This is a genomic window from Janthinobacterium psychrotolerans, assembly GCF_001677885.1.
GTDB classification, from domain to species: Bacteria; Pseudomonadota; Gammaproteobacteria; order Burkholderiales; family Burkholderiaceae_D; genus Janthinobacterium; species Janthinobacterium psychrotolerans.
In genome coordinates this window covers 57,195-75,908 of sequence record NZ_LOCQ01000059.1, presented here as the reverse complement: position 1 = coordinate 75,908, position 18,714 = coordinate 57,195, and the positions used below count along the sequence as shown (strand labels likewise).

Below are 18,714 nucleotides of genomic sequence, written 5' to 3'. Positions count from 1 at the left end.
TACTACCTACCGTATCGAGCCGCCGTGTCCGGCACGCATGTTCATTACAGCAACAGGATTAATCATGAAGTCACAACGTAGTCTGACCATCGGCATGCGCCTGACCCTGGGCTTTGCCGCCCTGGTGGTGCTGATGCTGGTGCTGGCCGCCTTCGCCTTGCTGCGCATAGGCGCCATCTCGAACGCCATGCGCGCGCAGGAAACCGTGCAGCAGCAAAAACTCGAGCCCTTGTATGTGGCGCGCGAAGCGCTCGACCAGACGGGCCTGGCCGCGCGCAATGCCTATATCTTCCGCGATGACGCGGCCGCCACCAGCGAGCTGGCCATCCTCGACCAGCAAAAGGCGCTGTATCTCGATGCGCTGGCAAAACTGGCGCCCGTGTTCAAGGGCGATCCCCAGTTCGACAAGGTCAGCGTCGGCCTGAACGCCATGGCGCAGGAGCTGCTGCGCCCGCGCCAGTTGCGAGAGGCAGGCAAGATGGAAGAATACGGCGCTTTCCTGGTCAATGACTGCAGCCCCTTGCGGCGCCGGATCGTGGCCGATATCGATACCGTATTGAAATCGGTGCAGCGCGAGTCGGTAGTTGCCAGCGAAGCGGCGCACGCCATCTATGGCCAGTCGGTACGCTGGATCGCCGTGCTGGCGGCCATCAGCGTGCTCGTTTGCGTGGCGGTGGCCACCGTCATCACGCGCCGCCTGCTGCGCCAGCTGGGCGGCGAGCCTGACTATGCGGCGGCGATTGCCGACCGTATCGCCCATGGCGAGCTGGCGATCGAGGTGCTCACCCGTCCGGGCGACGACAGCAGCATGCTGTTCGCCATGAAAACCATGCGCGACAATCTGTCGGCCATCGTCGGCAAAGTGCGCCTGGGTACGGAAAACATCACGGCGGCATCGACCGACATCGCATCCGGCAACCGCGACCTGTCGCAGCGTACCGAGCAGCAGGCCGGCTCGCTGGAGGAAGTTGCCTCTTCGATGGAGCAGCTGATCGCCACCGTGCGCCAGAATGCCGAAAACGCCCAGCAGGCCAATCACCTGGCGCGCGTTGCGTCGGAAGTGTCGGAGCAGGGCGGCAAGGCGGTGGCCGAGGTGGTGCTGACCATGGGCCTGATCAATGAATCATCGAACAAGATAGTCGACATTATCGGCGTGATCGACGGCATCGCTTTCCAGACCAATATCCTGGCGCTCAACGCCGCCGTCGAAGCGGCGCGCGCCGGCGAGCAGGGCCGCGGCTTCGCGGTGGTCGCCACCGAAGTGCGCAGCCTGGCCCAGCGCTCGGCCGCCGCCGCGCACGAGATCAAGGCATTGATACACGATTCGGTCAGCCGGGTCGGCACCGGCACCATGCTGGTCGAAAAAGCCGGCGCCACCATGCACGATGTGGTGGCCGGCATCGGCCGCGTGACCGGCATCATGGCCGAGATCAGCCACGCCACCCAGGAGCAGGGCGCCGGCATCGAGCAGATCAACCGCGCCATCGTCGACATGGACAAGGTGACGCAGCAGAATGCGGCGCTGGTCGAGCACGCGGCCGCCGCCGCCGTGCAGCTGCAACAGCAAGCGGAACAGCTGGAGCAGGAAGTGGGCATCTTCAAGCTGGCCCAGGCGCACAAGCAGCCGTTGCTGCTGGCTGCCTAGCCAAACATCGTGCCGGACGTGCAAGTCCTGTTTTAGGCGCTACAATGGAAGTCGGACCAGCGCCCCCAGGAATCGCATATGCAGCCGCATAGGAGTCACGATGTGGACAGCCCGGACTTCTTCTTGAAGGCCCGCGTGCCGGTGCTGCGCAATATTCTCGGTGCCATGGGCTGGGCCGTGCTCACCTGCATCATCAGCTTTGCCATCCTGGCCGCCGCCAAGGCCTTGCTGCCGCCGCAATACTGGGGCGCACACACGGGCCTGGCGCGCTTCCAGCGAGAAATGTCCTTGCCGCTGCTGCTGTTCTGGGTGCTTATTTATTCGCCCATCCTTGAAACCTTCCTCGGCCAGCTGCTGCCGCTGGAAATTTTGCGGCGTTTCCGCGTCAGCGAGCCAGTCAGCATCTTTATCGGTTCCATTCTGTGGGGCATCGTCCATTATCTGAGCGGCGGCTTGCTGCATGCGATCGTCGCGCTTGGCTCGGGCGCCATGTTCAGCCTGGTCTATCTGCGCTACCGCGCGCCCGGCGTGGCGCCGGCCTACACCACCACCGCGCTGGCGCGCGCTTTCAACAATTGCCTGCTCTTGATCGCCGTCGCCTACGGCATTGACGCCTGAGGGCGCTCCTTGCGCAGCAGATACACCAGCAGCAGCGCGGTCGCCACCGCCAGCGCCGACAACAGCAGCAATAAGTGACGGAACGCCACGTCATAACTGGCGCGCAGCAGTTCCATGTTGAAAGGCAGCAGTTGCGCGGCCTGGTGCAAATCGCCCAGCGCGGCGCGGCTGGCCGCTTGCGCCAAAGGCAGGCTTGCCGGCAGCGTAGCGGCCAGGCTAATGCCGATCAGGCCAGCCATCACGGCGCCGGCCACCGCCAGCGCCACGCCATCGGCCGACACGCGCACCGTATTGAAGATGCCGGTCGCCATGCCGGCCCGATCCGCTTCCACCACATCAAGGGCCATGGCGTCCATCAGGCCCCATGGCAAGCCGATGCCCGTGCCGATCAGCAGCAGCGCCCAGGGCGTTGCCGCACCGGCCATGGCCAGCCAGGCCAGGCCCAGGGCGGCCAGCAGCAAGCCCGCCGCGCACAGCAGTGACGCGCTGCACCAGCGCAGCAGCATGCTGGCCAGCACAGGCACCAGCAACAGCGGCGCGGCCAAGGCCATCATCAGGCGCCCGGCCGCCAGCGGCGCCATGTTGTCGACACCGATAAAACGCCCGGGCAGCATGACGATCAGCACGATGAACAGGAAAGCGGGCGAGGCGGCCAGCACCTGCACGCCGACAAAGCGGCGCTGGCGGAACAGCGACAGGTCCAGCAAGGGCTGCGCCGTGCTTTTTTCGATGTGGATGAACGCCAGCAATAGCAGCAGCGCGGCCAGCGCCGGCCAGATGACGGCCGGACTGCGCCAGCCATGTTCGGGCGCCAGCAGCAGCGCCACCGTCAGCAGGCCCAACGCACCGCTGAAGGTGAGGGCGCCGGGCCAGTCCAGCCGGCCACTGGGGTGCGCCGGGTCGCGCGGTACACTGGCGCCGGCCAGCAGCAGTCCCAGCACGCCGAGCGTGGCGGTGGCATGAAAAATGGCCGGCCAGTCGGCAACAGCCAGCATGGCGCCGGCCGCCAATGGCCCGAAAGCCAGGCCCACGCCAAAGGTTGTGCCCAGCAAACTCATGACCCGGTTGCGCGCCGCGCCCTGGAACAGCGGCGACAGTGAGGACATGGCGGCGGCAAACGCGGCCGCACCACCGAGGCCCTGCACGAAGCGCAGCAGGCCGATCAAGGGTACGGACCAGGCGCAAGCGATGGCCAGCGTGGCCAGGCAGAACACGCCCAGGCCCGATAGCCACACGCGGCGCCTGCCCAGCAGGTCCGTCAGGCTGCCGGCCACCATCATGGCGCTGCCGTAGCTGAGGATGTAGGCGTTCAGCACCCAGTTCAGGGCCGCTGGGCTGGCGCCTGCCAGCTTGCTCAGGGCGGGCAGCGCCACGGCGGGACCGGTAAAGGAGAGCGGAATCAGCAGGCCGGTCAGGCAGGCGGCCAGCACTTGCACGGCTAGGGTCCAGTGGGTGGAAGGCTTCAAAGTGATATGCATGGCAAGGCGTTCGAGTGAGGGAAGGACGAGTATGGTGGCCGGGCCATTGTGGAAAAATAGGCTAGACTGACGAACACAGCGGACAAATATGTCTTGCATGAGTCACGAGGGAAGCAAATGGATAGCCTGGGTAGTATTGCCATGTTCGTGCAGGTGGCCGACAGCGGCAGTTTTTCGGCCACCGCGCGCCAGCTGGGGCTGTCTTCCTCGGCGGTGGGCAAGAGCGTGGCGCGGATGGAGGCGCGGCTGGGCGCGCGCTTGTTCCGGCGCAGCACGCGGCATTTGTCGCTGACGGCGGAAGGGGAACAGTTTTTGGTGCGCTGCCGGCGCATCCTGGCGGAAGTGGAAGCGGCCGAGCAGGAGCTCAGTGCCTCAAGCAAAGGCCCCAGCGGACGGCTGCGCATCAGCCTGCCGCGCTACAGCGGGCTGTTTCATGAGGTGATGTTGTCGTTTATGCGGGCGTATCCTGCCATCGAACTGGACCTGGATTTTTCGGATGGCCTGGTCAATGTCATCAGCGATGGCTATGACGCAGTGGTGCGCACCGGTGCGTTGGAGGATTCCGGCCTGACGCGCCGGCGCCTGTGCGGTTTTCGGCGCTTGCTGGTGGCGGCGCCGTCTTATTTGGCGCGGCAGGGAACTCCCACCACGCCGGCGCAGTTGGCTGGGCATGCGCAGTTGCATTACCGGTTTCCTGCTACGGGCAGGTTGGAGCGCTGGCCCCTGGCGGCGGATGAGGTTTTATCGGTGAATGGCATGGTGTGCAATAGCGTGGAGATGCGGGTGTTTCTGGCTGTGCAGGGCGCTGGGATTGCTTATTTGCCGGCATTTACTGTTGAGCGGGAGCTGGCGGCAGGGCAGTTGGCTGGTTTGCTTGATGAATATACGCAGGACGAGGCGAGTTTCTGGTTGCTGTGGCCGAGCAGCAGCCATCTGCCTTCCCGGCTGCGCGTCTTTATCGATTTTCTGGTTGAAAGGCTTGGGAATGGCGGGCCGGAGACGCGGGCCTGAGAAAATGCCGATGGCGGCCTTGCGGCTTCCTTGCCGACCATGCGTACTGTCCGCGTCGCCGCGCCTTGCCCTCGGCATTTTTCAGGCCCGCTTGGCCCGGGAGCCTGTCTCCCTGACTTGGGCCGCATCGAAATTTTAAGGTTTTCATGCTCTGGGGTGGCGACTGTCTGGCGTGCGCGCTGTCAAAGCACGCCTGCATTTGTTATAGTTCCAGCCATCTTTCCTTACGCTCACACACTCCTGCCCATGACCAACGCTTTCAGTACGCCCCGCACTTTCGGTACGCCTTTGTCTTCCACCGCCATCAAGGTCATGCTGCTCGGTTCCGGTGAACTGGGCAAGGAGGTGATCATTGCCTTGCAGCGCCTCGGCGTGGAGGTGATCGCGGTCGACCGCTATCCGAACGCGCCCGGCCATCCTGTGGCGCATCGTTCGCATGTGCTCGACATGAGCGACGGGGTGGCGCTGGCGGCGTTGATCACCCTCGAAAAGCCGGACCTGATCGTGCCTGAAATCGAGGCGATCGCCACCGATACCCTGGCGGCGCTGGAAGCGGCGGGGCAGATTACCTGCATTCCGACCGCGCGCGCGGCGCAGCTGACGATGAACCGCGAGGGCATACGGCGCCTGGCGGCCGAAAAACTTGGCGTGGCGACGTCGCCCTACCGCTTTGCCAGCAGCTTGCGGGAACTGCAGCTCGCCTGCCAGGAGATCGGTTTTCCCTGCGTCGTCAAGCCGGTGATGTCGTCGTCGGGCAAGGGCCAGTCCAAGCTCGATGGCGCGCAGGACGTGGAAAACGCCTGGGCCTATGCGGCCAGCGGCAGCCGGGTCGATACGGGGCGCGTGATTGTCGAAGGCTTTATCGATTTTGACTACGAAATCACCTTGTTGACGGTGCGCGCCATCGGCGCGTCCGGCCAGGTCGAGACGCAGTTTTGCGAGCCGATCGGCCACTTGCAGGTACAGGGCGATTATGTGGAATCGTGGCAGCCGGCGCGCATGGCGCCGCTGGCGCTGGAACGCTCGCGCGAGATCGCGCGCAAGGTGACCGATGATCTCGGCGGCCTGGGCCTGTTCGGCGTGGAGCTGTTCGTCAAGGACGACATGGTGTGGTTCTCGGAAGTGAGTCCGCGCCCGCACGATACCGGCATGGTCACCATGGCCAGCCAGGTGCAGAGCGAATTCGAGCTGCACGCAAAAGCCATTCTGGGACTGCCCGTCAATGTGGCGCTGCGCTCGCCGGGCGCCTCGGCCGTGATCTACGGCCAGCTCGAAGCGAAGGGCATCGCGTTCGAGGGCGTGGCCGATGCCTTGCGCGTGCCAGGCACCGACCTGCGCCTGTTCGGCAAGCCCGAATCGTTCGCGCGCCGCCGCATGGGCGTGGCGCTGGCCACCGCCGACGATACCGATACCGCACGCCAGCGCGCCGTGCTGGCGGCGTCGAAAGTCCAACCCGTGGAGAAAAAATGAGCGAAGAAGATATGCCCCATGTAGCACCGTCGGAACACGCGGTAGTCGGCAAGGAAGCCGGCGCACAGATGCTGGCCAGGGCCTGCGCCGCGCGCGACGCCTTTTACGCCAGCCTGGGCGCCATCGATGGCGATGTGCTGGCGCCGCTGGTCAATCCTTCGTTCATGGGCGGGCCGCGCTGGCCGTCGCTGCGCCAGGCCTGGCGCGTGATCCGCCGGCCCAATTCCATCATTATCGCCAGCGATGGCCTGAGCGACCCGTTCGAGGATGACGACGATCTGTTCGAGCCGCGCGGCTATCTGGTGGAGGTGTGCGTGGAAGCGCCGCTGGCCAGCTTCGACGAGGGCGATATCGCCGGCTCGTGGCTGTTCGACCTGGTGTATCAGCTGAGCCAGAACGTGGCCGACCACGGCTCGATCGATTTGCTGGTCGAGCGCCACGGCAGCGTGTCGATGGCGCTCGACCTGCAAGCCCCGCCCGAAGGACTGGAAGACGAGAACGAACAGGTGGGCGTGCTGATCGACGCGGCGGCGCCGACCATTCCCGCTGCGTTCGAGACGCCTTATGGGCCGGTGATGATGCTGACGGCCACCGTGCTGCAGCCGGCGGAGCTGAACTATATTGGCGAAGCTGAAAACCGCGCCGGGGCGCGCGCGGCGCTGTCTACGGCGCTGGCGGCGTCGCCGACCGGGCGCCTGAGCGTGGCGCGGCGGCCGGCCGTCATTCTGCCGTAGCGGTATCTTTCGCCTGGGCCGGTGGCTCCTGCCACTGGCCGGCTTTTTTCAGCTGGTTTTTCAATCCCGGCAAAGGGAAGCCCAGGGCGTAGGCCCTGGCGGCGTGCTCGCGCGCCTGCGCGTAGTCCTTGCGTTTCACATACAGCAGCCCCAGGTTGTACTGCAAGGTGGCATGCTGCGGCTGGCGCCGCGCCGCTTCCTGCAACTGCTCCAGCGCCGCCGCATCCTGCTTGTTGGCCAGCAGGTAGTTGCCGAACACCATGCGCGCCGTCGTGTCGTGCGGCGCATAGGCGATGGCGCGCTCGAAATAGCAGCTGACGGTATAGCGCGCGCCGACCGGCTGCACGCGCTTGTCGCGCAGGCCCAGCTTGGCCATCGCGGCCAGCGCCTTGTGATGGTTGGGGAAGTGCTCCAGCGTGTAGCTGATGTCGCCGCCGAGGCTGCCCGTCATGCCCTGTTTCAGGGTTTCCACATTGCGCGAAAAATGGTATTGCTCGACCACCGCCAGGCCGGCGCGGTCGTCCGCATTGGTATAGTCGCCGCCCGGATCGTGTTTCACATATGGCGGGCAGGCCGACTGCGCGGCGGCGCTGGCGGCCACGCAGGCGCAGGCGCAAAACATCAGCAGGGTTTTCATGATGGACTCCGGTAAGTGACCTGGTCGAGCAGCTCGGCCAGCGCGTGGCTGCGGGCCTGGCGCGACTGCAGCGCGATGGCGCCCTGGCTGGCCAGCGGCGCGCGGCCCTGGCGCGCCAGTTCCAGGAAGCGCAGCAGCGCCCGCGCGCAGTCGCTGGTGGACGCCAGCTGGCCGATGGTGTCGATGCCGCACAGGCGCAGCTTGGCCGCGCTGTCGCCGGCCAGGTCGGTCAGGGCCAGCACCGGCCGGCGGCAGCGCAGGTATTCGTACAGCTTGGCGGGGATCTGATCATTGCAATTGGCCGCCTGCAGCAGCAGCAGGCCGTCGGCCGACTGCATTTCGCGCAGCGCCTGCTGGTGCGGCAGCAAGGGCGCCAGAGTGACCAGGTCGGCGATGCCGTATTTGGCCAGCAGGCCGGAGAGCCAGTCATCGTGGCCGGTGGCGCGCAGCAGCAGCTGGAAGTTGTGTGCAGCGAGCACGCCGCCCTGGCGCAGCCGGCCCAGCGCGGCGAACAGCGCCTGCGGGTCGCGCTCGGACGGATAGATCACGCCGCTATGGAGCAGCAGGAAGCGGCTGCGGTGGCCTTGCGGTGCGGCGGCGTGGCCGAAGCCGGCGTCGTCGTAGCCGTTTTCGATCAGGCAAAAACGGCCGGCCTCGACCTGCGCCAGGCGCCGGCGGTGCGCGGCGATGGCGCCCGGCGTGGTGCAGACGATGGCCGCGCTGCGCGCCGCGATGCGCTGCTCGATCCAGCCGTGCAGGCGGTGCAGCCGGACATTGGCCGGATACGGCGCCTGCGGGTCGCTGTCATCGAGCATCGGGTCGCGCTGGTCGGCGATCCACGGCAGGCCAGTGAGCTTGTGCAGGGTGAGGCCGATCAGATGGGCGGTGGCGATCGGGTAGGTGGACCAGATCGCGTCGGGCCGGTAGCGCCGTATCATGGCCAGGCCGGCCGGCACCGCGCTGAGCCACCAGGAACTCCAGCGGTCGGGCAGGGCCAGGCAGGCCGGATAGCGCCCGCGCAGCGACAGGTGGCGCGCCGCGTCGAGCGCGGCGCTGCGCCGCACCGTCAGCGCGCCATCGCCCGGGTCTTGCTGGTTGATGTGGACATGGGCGCGCGCGCTGGCCGTCAGCACCAGCGGCTGCCAGCCCGCTTCGGGCAGGTAGCGCGCGAAGCTCTGGGTGCGCAGTACGCCGCTGCCGCCCTGCAGCGGCGGAAAATGGTAGGCGACCATCAGCACGCGGCGCGGCGGCGGCATGGCGTTCATGAAGCGATCCAGTCGGCGCACAGGCGCTCAACTTGCGCGCGCGCCTGGGCGCTGGAAAAGGTATGGCTGGCGCCGGCCACTTCCTCGTGGCGCCAGCTGCGGCTGGCGCCCAGTTCGCGCCAGGCGCGGTCGCGCGCCATCAGGGTGGTCCATTCGCGCGCGCCCAGGTCGTCGCCGCTCAGGATCAGCAGCACCCTGCCGCGAAAGCCGCGCAGCGCCTGGAACAGCAGGGCGGCCGGCGCTTCCGGCTCTTCTTGCGCGTGCTGGCTGTCGGCGGCCACCTGGCGCAGCGCGGCCAGGCTGTCAGCGATCCGCACCCCGCCGCCGGCGAGCTTGCGCCAGAAGTTCTTTTGCAGCAGGCGTGGCAGATAATAGTGCAGCAAGGTGGCGCGCGCCAGCACCGCCGGGCTGCGCACCCAGGGGTTGAGCAGGATCAGGCCGCTGATGCGCGGGTCGCGCGGCGCATGGCAGGCGGCGGCCGTGGCGCCGTCGCACAAGCCCCACAGCACCACCTCGCGCAGGGCCGGCACGGCGGCGAAAAACTGCGCCAGCGCGGCGCCGATATCGGCGTCGACACTGCGGTAGTCGCGCGGTGCGCCCTCGCTGTCACCCATGCCGCGGTAGTCGAAGCGCATCACGGCCATGCCGCGCGCTGCCAGAAAGCGCGCCAGCAGCACGAACTGGCGGTGGCTGCCGGCACGGTACTGCGGCCCGCCCGTGACGATCAGCACGCCGCGCGGCCCTGGCGCACGCGGCATGGTCAGGATGCCGACCAGGCGCGCGCCGGCGCAGCGAAAGCGCAGCGCCAGCTGATGTACTTCGGTGAGCGGCGACAGTTCAGCGTGCATGCGGATGGCCTCCTTGATCGAGCCAGTCGTGACAGACGCTGGCGGTCGCTTCCAGCAATTGCGGGCATTCGAGCAACTCCGCGCTGCTCCAGAAGGCGCCGTCGCCAAAGCCGGCGAGGTGCAGCGCCACGCCCTCGCCGCGCCATTGCGCTGCCAGCCTGGCGGCCGGTACCGGCAACGCCGAGGCGTCGCCGGCCACATATTCGAGCCAGCAGACCGGTATCGACGGGCGCAAGCTGGCCGCCGCCATCTTGTCGATCGCCTGCGCCAGTTCCGGCGCCAGCAGATAGCCGGCCACTTCGACGGCGCGCCCGGCCGCCAGTTCGGCGCGCGCATGGCCTGCCGCTTCGGCTTCGCCGGCCAGCATGCGGCCGGCGAGGCGCAGGCGCAGGAAGCGGTCGATGGCGCGCCGGCCATCGAGTTCCGGCTGCCACAGCAGCAAACGCGCGAACGGCAGCGGCGCATGCGCGGCCAGTTCCAGCGCCAGCAGCGCGCCCAGGCGCAAGCCCCATAAGGACAAGGGACCGTCGACGCGCTGCGCCAGCCAGGCGCAGGCCAGGTGCAGGTCGTTGCGCCAGATGGTCCAGCGCGCGTCGCCGAAGTCGCCGCTGCTGTCGCCGCAGCCGTACAGGTCCAGCTGCAGCACGCTGTAGCCGGCGGCGGCAAAGGCGCGCGCCTGCACGGCGGCCACATGGCGGCATTTGTTGAGTTCCTCCGCAAACGGGTGGATGTAGACAATGCCGCCGCGCGCCGGCTGGCCCGGCGCCGGCAGGTGCAGCAGGCAATAGCGCTGGCCGCCTTGGGCCGGCAAAAAGAAGGGCAGCAGGCCGGTGGTGACGCCCCGCATCAGCGCAAGTCCGCTTGCGCCAGCTTGGCGTCGACAAACGCCTGCAAGCTGCCGACGGTGGCGAAGTGGCGCGCGTGGATGTCGTCGTCCTCGATGGTAAAGCCGAAATGGTCTTCGAGCGCGGCGATCACGCCGATCACGGCCATCGAATCGAGCTCCGGCAAGCTGCCCAGCAGCGGCGTGTCGCGGGCCAGCGGCTGCGCGCCCAGGCCCAGCGCGGCGCGCAGGATGGCGGTGATGGTGTCAAGTGGCGGCATGGCGGCTCCTGGGCAGGGTATTGAAATGAAATTGCGGGAAACTGGCGGGGTGGCGTGACAGATGGAGATACGGCGGCAGGCTGGCGAGCATCCACTGCCAGCGGCCGCAGCGAACGAACGTGGCGCGGCCCATGTTGACGGCGCCCAGGCGCGCATGGGCCGTGAGCGAGCCGGGATTGAAGCGCGAGATGCGGCTGCACGACCAGCGCACGCCCTGGGCATGCAGCACGGCGTTGGCTTCTTCCCACAGGCGGGCAAACACCAGCGCGCCGCGCTGCTGCGGGTGTACCCACACGTCGAGATCCCACGACAGTTCGGGCGCCAGCACATAGCGCGCGCGCACCTCGTCTTCCTGGCAGGCGCCGCGCAGCATCCACAGCCAGCCAGCCATCGCTTGATCCTGGTCATTGGCCGGCCTGATCCGCGCCACCAGGCATTGCGCGCCCTGGCGATAGCGTTCCTGCAGCACCGCGTATGGCCGGGCGGGGCCGGGCGGCAGCGACTCGGCGGCCAGGCAGGGCGTGATGGCAATGGCCTTGCCGCGACCGTGGCACAGCGAGCCGGGCGCCACCGGCTGTGCCACGAACTGGTAGCGGTGCAGCGCGCAGCGTCCTTTCGTGACAGCCTGCAACAGGCGCGCAGCCATATGCCAGGCGCCGTCAATCCAGCCCAGCTGGCGGACGGTGGCGGCGATACGGCGGAGAAATTGTGTGGAGCTGGCCATGGCGGATGCGGATGGGGCGGCTTTGCAGCCAACGTTGTCCATTAGAGCGCAGCGGCGCGCCGGAGTATTGCGCCGCCTCAAGTTGGGCCGCCGCGCCCCGTGAGTTGATTAGTTGATAAAAATCAAGAGCCGCGCCGGGGTTTGTCCCAATCATAGGGGATGCATGAAATGCATCATGCCCGTACCCGACAAGGAAAGACGATGGCGACACTGATTCATGACTTGATCTTCGAGACGGCGCGCCGTCTGCCTGCCGCACCGGCGCTGTCGTATCAGGGAGCGCAGCTTTCCTATGGCGCGCTGGCGCAAGGCGTGCGCGACTGCGCCGGCGCGCTGCTGCAGCTCGGTTTGCAGCGCGCGCAGCGGGTGGCCGTCTACCTGGAAAAGCGCGAGGAAAACGTGATCGCCATGTTTGGCGCCGCGGCGGCCGGCGGCGTGTTCGTGCCCGTCAACCCGCTGCTGAAACCCGAGCAGGTCGCCTACATATTGAGTGATTGCGCCGTCACTGTCCTGCTTACCTCGCGCGAACGGCTGGCCCAGCTGGCGCCGGTGCTGGCCGGCTGCCCGGCCTTGCGCACCGTGATCGTCACCGGCGAGCGCGGCCCGGACAGCGCCCTCGGTGGCGTGCAGCTGATGTCCTGGTCATCCGTGCTCGACTTGGGCGCGGACCTGCCGGCCACGCCGCACGCCGTGATCGAGCAGCCGGTGATCGACCAGGATATGGCGGCGATTTTATATACCTCGGGCAGCACCGGGCGGCCCAAGGGCGTGGTGCTGTCGCACCGCAATATGGTGGCCGGCGCCACCAGCGTGTCGAGCTACCTGCGCAACACGCCGCAAGACCGGCTGCTGTGCGTGCTGCCGCTCAGCTTTGACTATGGCCTGAGCCAGTTGACTACCGCGTTTGCCAGCGGCGCCTGCGCCGTGCTGATGAATTACCTGTTTCTGCGCGATATCATCGAAGCGGTGGAGCAGGAAGCGATCACGGGCCTGGCGGCGGTGCCGCCGCTGTGGATACAGCTGTCGCAGCTGAGCTGGCCCTTGTCGACACTCTTGCGCTACATCACCAATTCCGGCGGCGTGATGCAGCCGGGCACCGTCGACAAGCTGCGCGCGCAGCTGCCGCGCACGCAGATCTTTTTGATGTACGGGCTGACGGAAGCGTTTCGCTCGACCTACTTGCCACCGGAACAGCTGCAGACGCGCCCCGATTCCATCGGCAAGGCGATCCCGAATGCCGAAATATTGGTGCTGCGGCCTGACGGCAGCGTCTGCGGCGACAACGAACCGGGCGAACTGGTGCACCGTGGCGCGCTGGTGGCGCTCGGTTACTGGAACGATGCGGCGCGCACCGCCGAGCGCTTCAAGCCGCTGCCGCCGCAAGCCGATGGGCTGGTCGTGCCCGAACTGGCGGTGTGGTCGGGCGACACGGTGCGCCGCGATGCCGAAGGCTATCTGTATTTTGTCGGGCGCAATGACGAAATGATCAAGACCTCGGGCTACCGGGTCAGCCCGGCAGAGATCGAGGAAGTGGCGTATGCCAGCGGCCTGGTGGGCGAGGCGGCCGCGCTGGGCGTGCCGCATCCGCAGCTGGGCGCGGCGATTGCCCTGCTGGTGACGGCCGCGCCCGGTGTGCAACTGGAGCGCGAGGCGCTGCTGGCGGCTTGCCGGCAGCGTCTGCCTGCCTATATGCTGCCGCTGTGGATCGAGATCCGCAGCGAGGCGCTGCCGCGCAATCCCAACGGCAAGATCGACCGGGCCCTGCTGGCGCGCGAAATGGCGCGGCTGGCCGAAGCCACCGCCGGAGAGCGGCCATGAACGCGCGCGGCCTGCCGGTGCATGCGGCCCTGCAACAACTTGTCTCGGACGATGATGTGCTGCGCTTCGGCGGCCTGCCCTTGACGCGCCTGGCCCAGAGGGTCGGGCGCACGCCGTTCTATGCCTACGACCGCGCGCGGATCGCACAGCGGGTCGCCAGCCTGCGCGCGGCGCTGCCGGCCGGCGTGCACCTGCACTACGCGCTGAAGGCCAATCCCATGCCGGCCGTGGTGCAACTGCTGGCGAGCTTGGTCGACGGCATCGACGTGGCCTCGGGCGGCGAGCTGGCCAAGGCGCTCGACACCACCATGGCGCCAGCGTCCATCAGCTTTGCCGGACCTGGCAAAAGCGAGAGCGAATTGTCGCGCGCGGTGGCCGCTGGCGTGCTGATCAATGTCGAATCGGGCGCGGAACTGGAAAAGCTGGCGCGCGCCGGCGACCGGCTGGGCGTGGCGGCGCGGGTATCGGTGCGGGTGAACCCCGATTTTGCGCTGCGCCGCGCCGGCATGCGCATGGGCGGCGGCGCCCAGCCGTTTGGCGTCGATGCGGCGCTGGTGCCGGCCTTGCTGGCGCGCATAGCCCAGCTGCACCTCGATTTTCATGGCTTTCATTTGTTTTCCGGTTCGCAAAACCTGTCGGCCGTGGCCCTGGCAGAGGCCCAGGCGGCCAGCGTCGGGCTGGCGCTGCAACTGGCGCACGACGCGCCCGGGCCATTGAAAACGCTCAATATCGGCGGCGGCTTTGGCGTGCCGTATTTTCCTGGCGACATGCCGCTCGACCTGGCGCCGCTGGCCGACAATTTGCAGCGGCAACTGCACAAGCTGGCTCTTGCCGCTCCGGGCGCACGCCTGAATATCGAGCTGGGCCGCTATCTGGTGGCCGAAGCCGGCATTTATGTGTGCAAGGTGATCGAACGCAAGCTGTCGCATGGCCAGGTATTCCTGGTCACCGACGGCGGCTTGCACCATCACCTGGCGGCGTCCGGCAATTTTGGCCAGCTGATCCGCAAGAACTATCCGGTGGCGATCGGCAACCGCCTGCATGGCGGCGAGCGCGAAATCGTCTCGGTGGTGGGGCCGCTATGCACGCCGCTGGACTTGCTGGCCGAACAGATGGAGATGGCGCGCGCCAGCGATGGCGACCTGGTGGTGGTGTTCCAGTCGGGCGCCTATGGCCTGAGCGCCAGCCCGACCGGCTTTCTCGGCCACCCGCTGCCGGCCGAGGTGCTGGTATGAGCGGCCTGTGCGGTTGGCTGGGCGCCAGTGATGAATCGATCACGGTGATGGCCGCGCCCTTGGCGCGCTTTGACGCGGCGCCCTTGCAGGCGTGCAGCAGCCCGGGTGGCGCCGTGGCCGTGGCCGCCGGCGAGGGCTGCGGCCATCTGCATCAGCACGGTGACTTGCTGATTGCCGTATGGGGCCGGCCCGTGCTCGATGCATCGTCTGTTGGCGTGGCGCAGCGCCTGGCGCCGCTGTGGCTGGCGCGCGGCGCGGCGGCCTGCGCGGCCTTGTGCGGTGAATTTGCGCTGGCCATTCTTGACGGCGCCTCCGGCCAGCTGCTGCTGGCGGTGGACCGCGCCGGCAGTTATCCGCTGGCCTATGCCCGCCATGCGCAAGGCGTGTGCTTTGCCTCCTCGCACGACGCCATGCTGGCCCAGCCGGGCATGCGCGGCGCGCTCGATCCGCAGGCCCTGTATCACTACCTGTTTTTTCATATGGTGCCGGCGCCGGGCACAGCTTACTTGGGCTGGCAGCGCCTGTTGCCGGGAGAATACCTGCACGTGCGCGCAGGAACGCAGTGCAAGGGCAGTTACTGGTCGCTGGCGTTCCAGGAAAACACCATCGCCACCTTTGCCAGCCGCCAGCAGGCGTTTTTGCACACCTTGCGCCTGGCGGTGGAGAGCAGCCTGGGCGGGGCGGCGGAGCGCACCGGGGCATTCTTGAGCGGTGGCACCGACAGTACGACCATTGCCGCCATCGTCGGGCAAGTGACGGGCACGGGTGCGCGCACCTACTCGATCGGTTTTGACGCGCCCGGCTACGATGAGATGGATTACGCGCGCCTGGCCGCCGCGCATGCCGGCTGCGTGCACCATGAATATTATGTGACGGCCGACGATGTGCTGGCGGCCATTCCAGCCATGGCGGCCGTGTTCGACCAGCCGTTTGGCAACGCCTCGGCGATTCCCGCCTATTACTGCGCCAGGATGGCGCGCGACGACGGCATGACGCGCATGCTCGGTGGCGATGGCGGTGACGAATTGTTTGGCGGCAACGAGCGCTATGCGCGCCAGGCCTTGCTGTCGCGCTATGAACGTCTGCCGGCCATGCTGCGCCAGGGGCTGATCGAGCCGCTGCTGTTTCGCCAGGGAGTAGCGCGGCCATCACGCCTGGGCGACAAGGCGCGCAGCTATATCGGGCAGGCGACGATGGCGCTGCCGGCGCGGCTGGAAAGCTATAACTTGCTGCAGCGCTATGGCCATCGCACGGTGCTGGAGGACGGTTTCCTGGAAACCATCGACCCCGGCATGGCGCTGGCCTGCCTGAACAGCGCCTGGTGGCAGCGGCCCGAACGCAAGCTCAGCCAGATCAACGCGCTGCTGGCGCTCGACATGCGTTTTACGCTGGCCGACAACGACCTGCCCAAGGTGCGCAAGGCCTGCGAACTGGCCGGCGTGGAGGCGGCGTTTCCCTTTCTGCACGACGCCATGGTGGCGTTTGCCGCCAGCCTGCCGCCCGGTGACAAGCTCAGCGGCATGCAGCTGCGGCCGTTTTTCAAGCAGGCGCTGGCCGGCATCCTGCCCAAAGCCATCGTCCGCAAGAAAAAGCACGGCTTCGGCCTGCCGTTCGGCCTGTGGCTGCAAAGCCATGCGCCGCTGCGCGAATTTGCTTTTGACAATCTTGCCCAGCTGCGCCAGCGCGGCATTGTGCGCCCCGGCTTTATCGATGACCTGCAGGGCCGCCTGCTGCTGGAGCACCCGGCGTATCACGGCACCATGGTGTGGATATTGATGATGCTGGAGCAATGGCTCAGCGCCCATGCACGTGGCTTTGCCGCCGGTTCTGCCGCAGCCGCCACAGAAACGCCATGCGTCCTCGATCCCACGGCGTAAAGCGGGGCAGCTGGAACAGGTCCAGCCCGGCGCCCGCGCGCGCCACGCCCCAGTCGGTCGCCACGGCCGCCGCAAAGCCCAGGCTTTTGACGATCTCCACATGGGCCGGCCCGTAATCGCGGCCAGCCTTGCCGTTCGGATAGGCAAACAGGGTCACGGGCGCTTGCAGCAGTTGCTCGAGTTCGTGCTTGCCATTGGCAATATCGTTGCGCGCCGCCCGGTCCGACATGGCCGCCAGGATAGGGTGGCTGACCGTGTGCGCGCCGATGCCCATGCCGGCCGCCTGCAGGCGCCGCAGCTGCTCGGTAGTGAGCATCGCATGTTCAACAGTGCGCGTGGCGCCACCGGCGCGCCGGCGCAGGTCGACGGCCATGCGCTGGCGCTGCTCGAACGGCAGGTATTTCAGTTTCCCCAGCACATGGCCGATGGCGGCGCGGCGCTGCTCCAGGGTGGACAGCGGTACGCAATCGAGGCCCAGGTCGCGCAGGTCCAGCGTGTCGCCCGGCGCATGGCGGATGGCTGCGATGACCCGGTCATTCCACATCTGCCCGCCATTGAGGTAACCCGTGGCAATAAAGAATGTCGCGTGCAGGCCGTATTGCTGCAGCAACGGCAGCGCATGGTCGGCATTGTCGGCATAGCCGTCGTCGAACGTGATGCAGGCCGCACGCGGCGGCAGGGCGCCATCCTGCAGGCGCCGCAAGGCGACGGGCAGCGGCAGCACCGTGTAAAAGCGCTTGAGCAGGCGCAACTGGCGCTCGAACAGGGCGCGGTCGACTTCACCGGGGAACAGCGGGTCGGGCCGCGCCAGCACCCGGTGATAGATCAGGATCGACAGCGTTGCGCCGCTCATGGCTGGCCCGCCATGCCGGACTTGGCGGGTGCCGCCGGGGTCTTTCGCAGCGGCACGGCGCGTTGCGCCTTGACATGCTGCTCGACCAGGATGCGGGTGGCGATCAGCGCCGCCATCAGGTAATACGGCATGTCGAAATACAGCAGGCTGAGGAAAGCGCCGCCGACGGCAAAGCCCACCATGCTGGCCTGGCACATGGTCGCCAGGCCCAGCGCCCAGGCCAGCTCGGGCTTGCCGCGCGACAGCTTGATAATGGTGGCGGCCGTGCGCCAGCTGGCCCAGCCCAGCGCCAGATAGATGGCCAGGCCAACGAAGCCATGCTCGCCGAGGGCCTGGAAATAGATGCTGTGCGCCGCGTGCACGGCCTGCGGGTTGGGCGCATAGCGGGCAAAGATGCCGGCGTCGGACACTTCGAAGCCGCCACCGAGGAAGCGGTCGCGCGCCAGGTTGTACGCCATCTGCCAGGCATTCAGGCGGCCCTGGGCGGAAATATCATCCTGGAAGGTATTGATGGTGTCCATGCGTTCGGCCCAGCGTTCCGGCATAAAGGCCAGCAGCAGCGGACCCAGCAAGCACAGCAGCGCGCCCAGCGCCACTTTTTTGCCGCTCTTGACCCACATGAACAGACACATGGCGGCGATTGCCAGCAGGCCGCCGCGCGAATACGAACCGAGCGCGGCCAGGGCGCTCAGCACCATCGCCCCTGTCAGGCCACGGCGCACCCAGCGCTGGTCGCTGTTTTGCTGCAGATAGAACATCAGCGGGATCGTGATGATCAGCGCCAGGGCCAGCGCATTGTTGTCACCGATAAACGTCGCTTCCGGCCCCCACACCCGTTCCGTGCCGCCACTGCGGATGGTAAAGATGCCGCCCTTGACGCCATAAAAGCCGATCGACACCACCAGCACCCACACCAGCCTGATGATATCGGTACGGGTGCGTATCACCATCATCACCACAAAGCTCATCAGCATGATCTTCATGACCTTGTTCCACTGCACCCACGACGGCCCCGGTATCAGGGCAAACGGCGCCGTCACGTTCATCCACACCACGAAAAGCAGCAGCAACACGCTGACCGGTGTCATCGGCAGGCTCTTGGGCGTGCGCGAGAGCAGCATGCTGGCCATGGTGGCCACCGCGATGATCATGGCAAACGGCAACTGGGTGGCAAATCCCCAGCCTTGCGTATGGGGATTCATCACGCTGACCCAGACCCACATCAGGGCGCCATGGGCAGGCACCTTGAAAATAAAGGGGAGCGAACCGAACACGATCAGGGTAATCAGTATGTCACGCATGGGATTTAGGTTTCCTCGCTGGCGGTGTCGCCTAGTGTTATCGCATCGCAGGCACCGGGCATTGACGCCTGTCAACGGCTCTGGCGATACGCTCAG

Annotated in this window: 17 protein-coding genes; 8 read left to right on the top strand and 9 right to left on the bottom strand. The window is 67.0% G+C overall.

Annotation, left to right across the window (positions count from 1 at the left end; all coding sequences use genetic code 11):
• The first annotated feature begins 64 nt into the window (after positions 1–64).
• Positions 65–1,645, top strand: a complete 1,581-nt coding sequence (locus tag ASR47_RS18860; RefSeq protein WP_065309338.1) for a methyl-accepting chemotaxis protein — start codon at positions 65–67, stop codon at positions 1,643–1,645.
• A 78-nt stretch (positions 1,646–1,723) separates the two neighbouring features.
• A complete protein-coding gene (locus ASR47_RS18855) occupies positions 1,724–2,263 on the top strand; it encodes a CPBP family glutamic-type intramembrane protease (RefSeq protein WP_082989034.1) in 540 nt (179 codons plus the stop codon).
• Here the strand turns inward: ASR47_RS18855 and ASR47_RS18850 are convergent.
• The gene (locus ASR47_RS18850) at positions 2,245–3,741 is read right to left on the bottom strand and encodes an MFS transporter (RefSeq protein ID WP_065309336.1); all 1,497 of its coding nucleotides are present in this window, start codon (positions 3,739–3,741) and stop codon (positions 2,245–2,247) included. The two genes, ASR47_RS18855 and ASR47_RS18850, sit on opposite strands and share 19 nt — an antisense overlap.
• A 117-nt stretch (positions 3,742–3,858) precedes the next feature.
• Here ASR47_RS18850 and ASR47_RS18845 point away from each other — a divergent pair, with 117 nt between their 5' ends.
• The 3 genes from ASR47_RS18845 (at position 3,859) to ASR47_RS18835 (ending at position 6,956) form a co-directional block, all read left to right on the top strand.
• Positions 3,859–4,752: a LysR family transcriptional regulator gene (locus tag ASR47_RS18845; RefSeq protein ID WP_065309335.1), complete on the top strand. Its 894-nt coding sequence runs from the start codon at positions 3,859–3,861 to the stop codon at positions 4,750–4,752.
• Positions 4,753–4,998: 246 nt separating this feature from the next.
• Positions 4,999–6,222: a formate-dependent phosphoribosylglycinamide formyltransferase gene (gene purT, locus ASR47_RS18840; RefSeq protein ID WP_082989033.1), complete on the top strand. Its 1,224-nt coding sequence runs from the start codon at positions 4,999–5,001 to the stop codon at positions 6,220–6,222.
• Positions 6,219–6,956: a hypothetical protein gene (locus ASR47_RS18835; RefSeq protein ID WP_065309334.1), complete on the top strand. Its 738-nt coding sequence runs from the start codon at positions 6,219–6,221 to the stop codon at positions 6,954–6,956. The genes purT and ASR47_RS18835 overlap by 4 nt, the downstream gene beginning before the upstream one ends.
• Here the strand turns inward: ASR47_RS18835 and ASR47_RS18830 are convergent.
• From ASR47_RS18830 to ASR47_RS18805, 6 genes are read right to left on the bottom strand one after another with little or no spacing between them, the layout of a single operon-like run.
• Positions 6,943–7,593 carry an ABC transporter permease gene (locus tag ASR47_RS18830; protein ID WP_174551164.1) on the bottom strand — a complete coding sequence of 217 codons (651 nt, stop codon included), beginning with the start codon at positions 7,591–7,593 and terminating at the stop codon, positions 6,943–6,945. The genes ASR47_RS18835 and ASR47_RS18830 overlap by 14 nt on opposite strands.
• Complete coding sequence (locus ASR47_RS18825; protein ID WP_065309333.1) at positions 7,590–8,858, bottom strand: glycosyltransferase; 1,269 nt, start codon at positions 8,856–8,858, stop codon at positions 7,590–7,592. Before ASR47_RS18825 ends, ASR47_RS18830 begins: the two co-directional genes overlap by 4 nt.
• The gene (locus ASR47_RS18820) at positions 8,855–9,706 is read right to left on the bottom strand and encodes a hydrolase 1, exosortase A system-associated (RefSeq protein WP_065309332.1); all 852 of its coding nucleotides are present in this window, start codon (positions 9,704–9,706) and stop codon (positions 8,855–8,857) included. Before ASR47_RS18820 ends, ASR47_RS18825 begins: the two co-directional genes overlap by 4 nt.
• The gene (locus ASR47_RS18815) at positions 9,696–10,553 is read right to left on the bottom strand and encodes a hydrolase 2, exosortase A system-associated (RefSeq protein ID WP_065309331.1); all 858 of its coding nucleotides are present in this window, start codon (positions 10,551–10,553) and stop codon (positions 9,696–9,698) included. The genes ASR47_RS18820 and ASR47_RS18815 overlap by 11 nt, the downstream gene beginning before the upstream one ends.
• Entirely contained in the window at positions 10,553–10,810 is a 258-nt protein-coding gene (locus ASR47_RS18810) for an acyl carrier protein (RefSeq protein WP_065309330.1), read from the bottom strand. The genes ASR47_RS18815 and ASR47_RS18810 overlap by 1 nt, the downstream gene beginning before the upstream one ends.
• Positions 10,797–11,534, bottom strand: coding sequence for a GNAT family N-acetyltransferase (locus tag ASR47_RS18805; protein ID WP_065309564.1), 738 nt, complete (start codon positions 11,532–11,534; stop codon positions 10,797–10,799). The genes ASR47_RS18810 and ASR47_RS18805 overlap by 14 nt, the downstream gene beginning before the upstream one ends.
• A 201-nt stretch (positions 11,535–11,735) precedes the next feature.
• On the opposite strand from ASR47_RS18805, the gene ASR47_RS18800 reads away from it, so the two are divergent.
• The 3 genes from ASR47_RS18800 to ASR47_RS18790 are packed head-to-tail and all read left to right on the top strand — an operon-like array spanning position 11,736 to position 16,464.
• Positions 11,736–13,352, top strand: coding sequence for an acyl-CoA ligase (AMP-forming), exosortase A system-associated (locus ASR47_RS18800; protein ID WP_065309329.1), 1,617 nt, complete (start codon positions 11,736–11,738; stop codon positions 13,350–13,352).
• Positions 13,349–14,587: a pyridoxal-dependent decarboxylase, exosortase A system-associated gene (locus tag ASR47_RS18795; RefSeq protein WP_065309328.1), complete on the top strand. Its 1,239-nt coding sequence runs from the start codon at positions 13,349–13,351 to the stop codon at positions 14,585–14,587. Before ASR47_RS18800 ends, ASR47_RS18795 begins: the two co-directional genes overlap by 4 nt.
• A complete protein-coding gene (locus ASR47_RS18790; RefSeq protein WP_082989031.1) occupies positions 14,584–16,464 on the top strand; it encodes an asparagine synthetase B family protein in 1,881 nt (626 codons plus the stop codon). Before ASR47_RS18795 ends, ASR47_RS18790 begins: the two co-directional genes overlap by 4 nt.
• Here ASR47_RS18790 and ASR47_RS18785 read toward each other — a convergent pair.
• Together ASR47_RS18785 and ASR47_RS18780 are read right to left on the bottom strand one after the other, a co-directional pair.
• Positions 16,382–17,317: a polysaccharide deacetylase family protein gene (locus ASR47_RS18785; RefSeq protein WP_065309327.1), complete on the bottom strand. Its 936-nt coding sequence runs from the start codon at positions 17,315–17,317 to the stop codon at positions 16,382–16,384. The genes ASR47_RS18790 and ASR47_RS18785 overlap by 83 nt on opposite strands.
• On the bottom strand, positions 17,314–18,618 hold the full coding sequence (locus ASR47_RS18780) for a putative O-glycosylation ligase, exosortase A system-associated (protein ID WP_065309326.1): 1,305 nt from the start codon (positions 18,616–18,618) through the stop codon (positions 17,314–17,316). Before ASR47_RS18780 ends, ASR47_RS18785 begins: the two co-directional genes overlap by 4 nt.
• Positions 18,619–18,714: the final 96 nt, after the last annotated feature.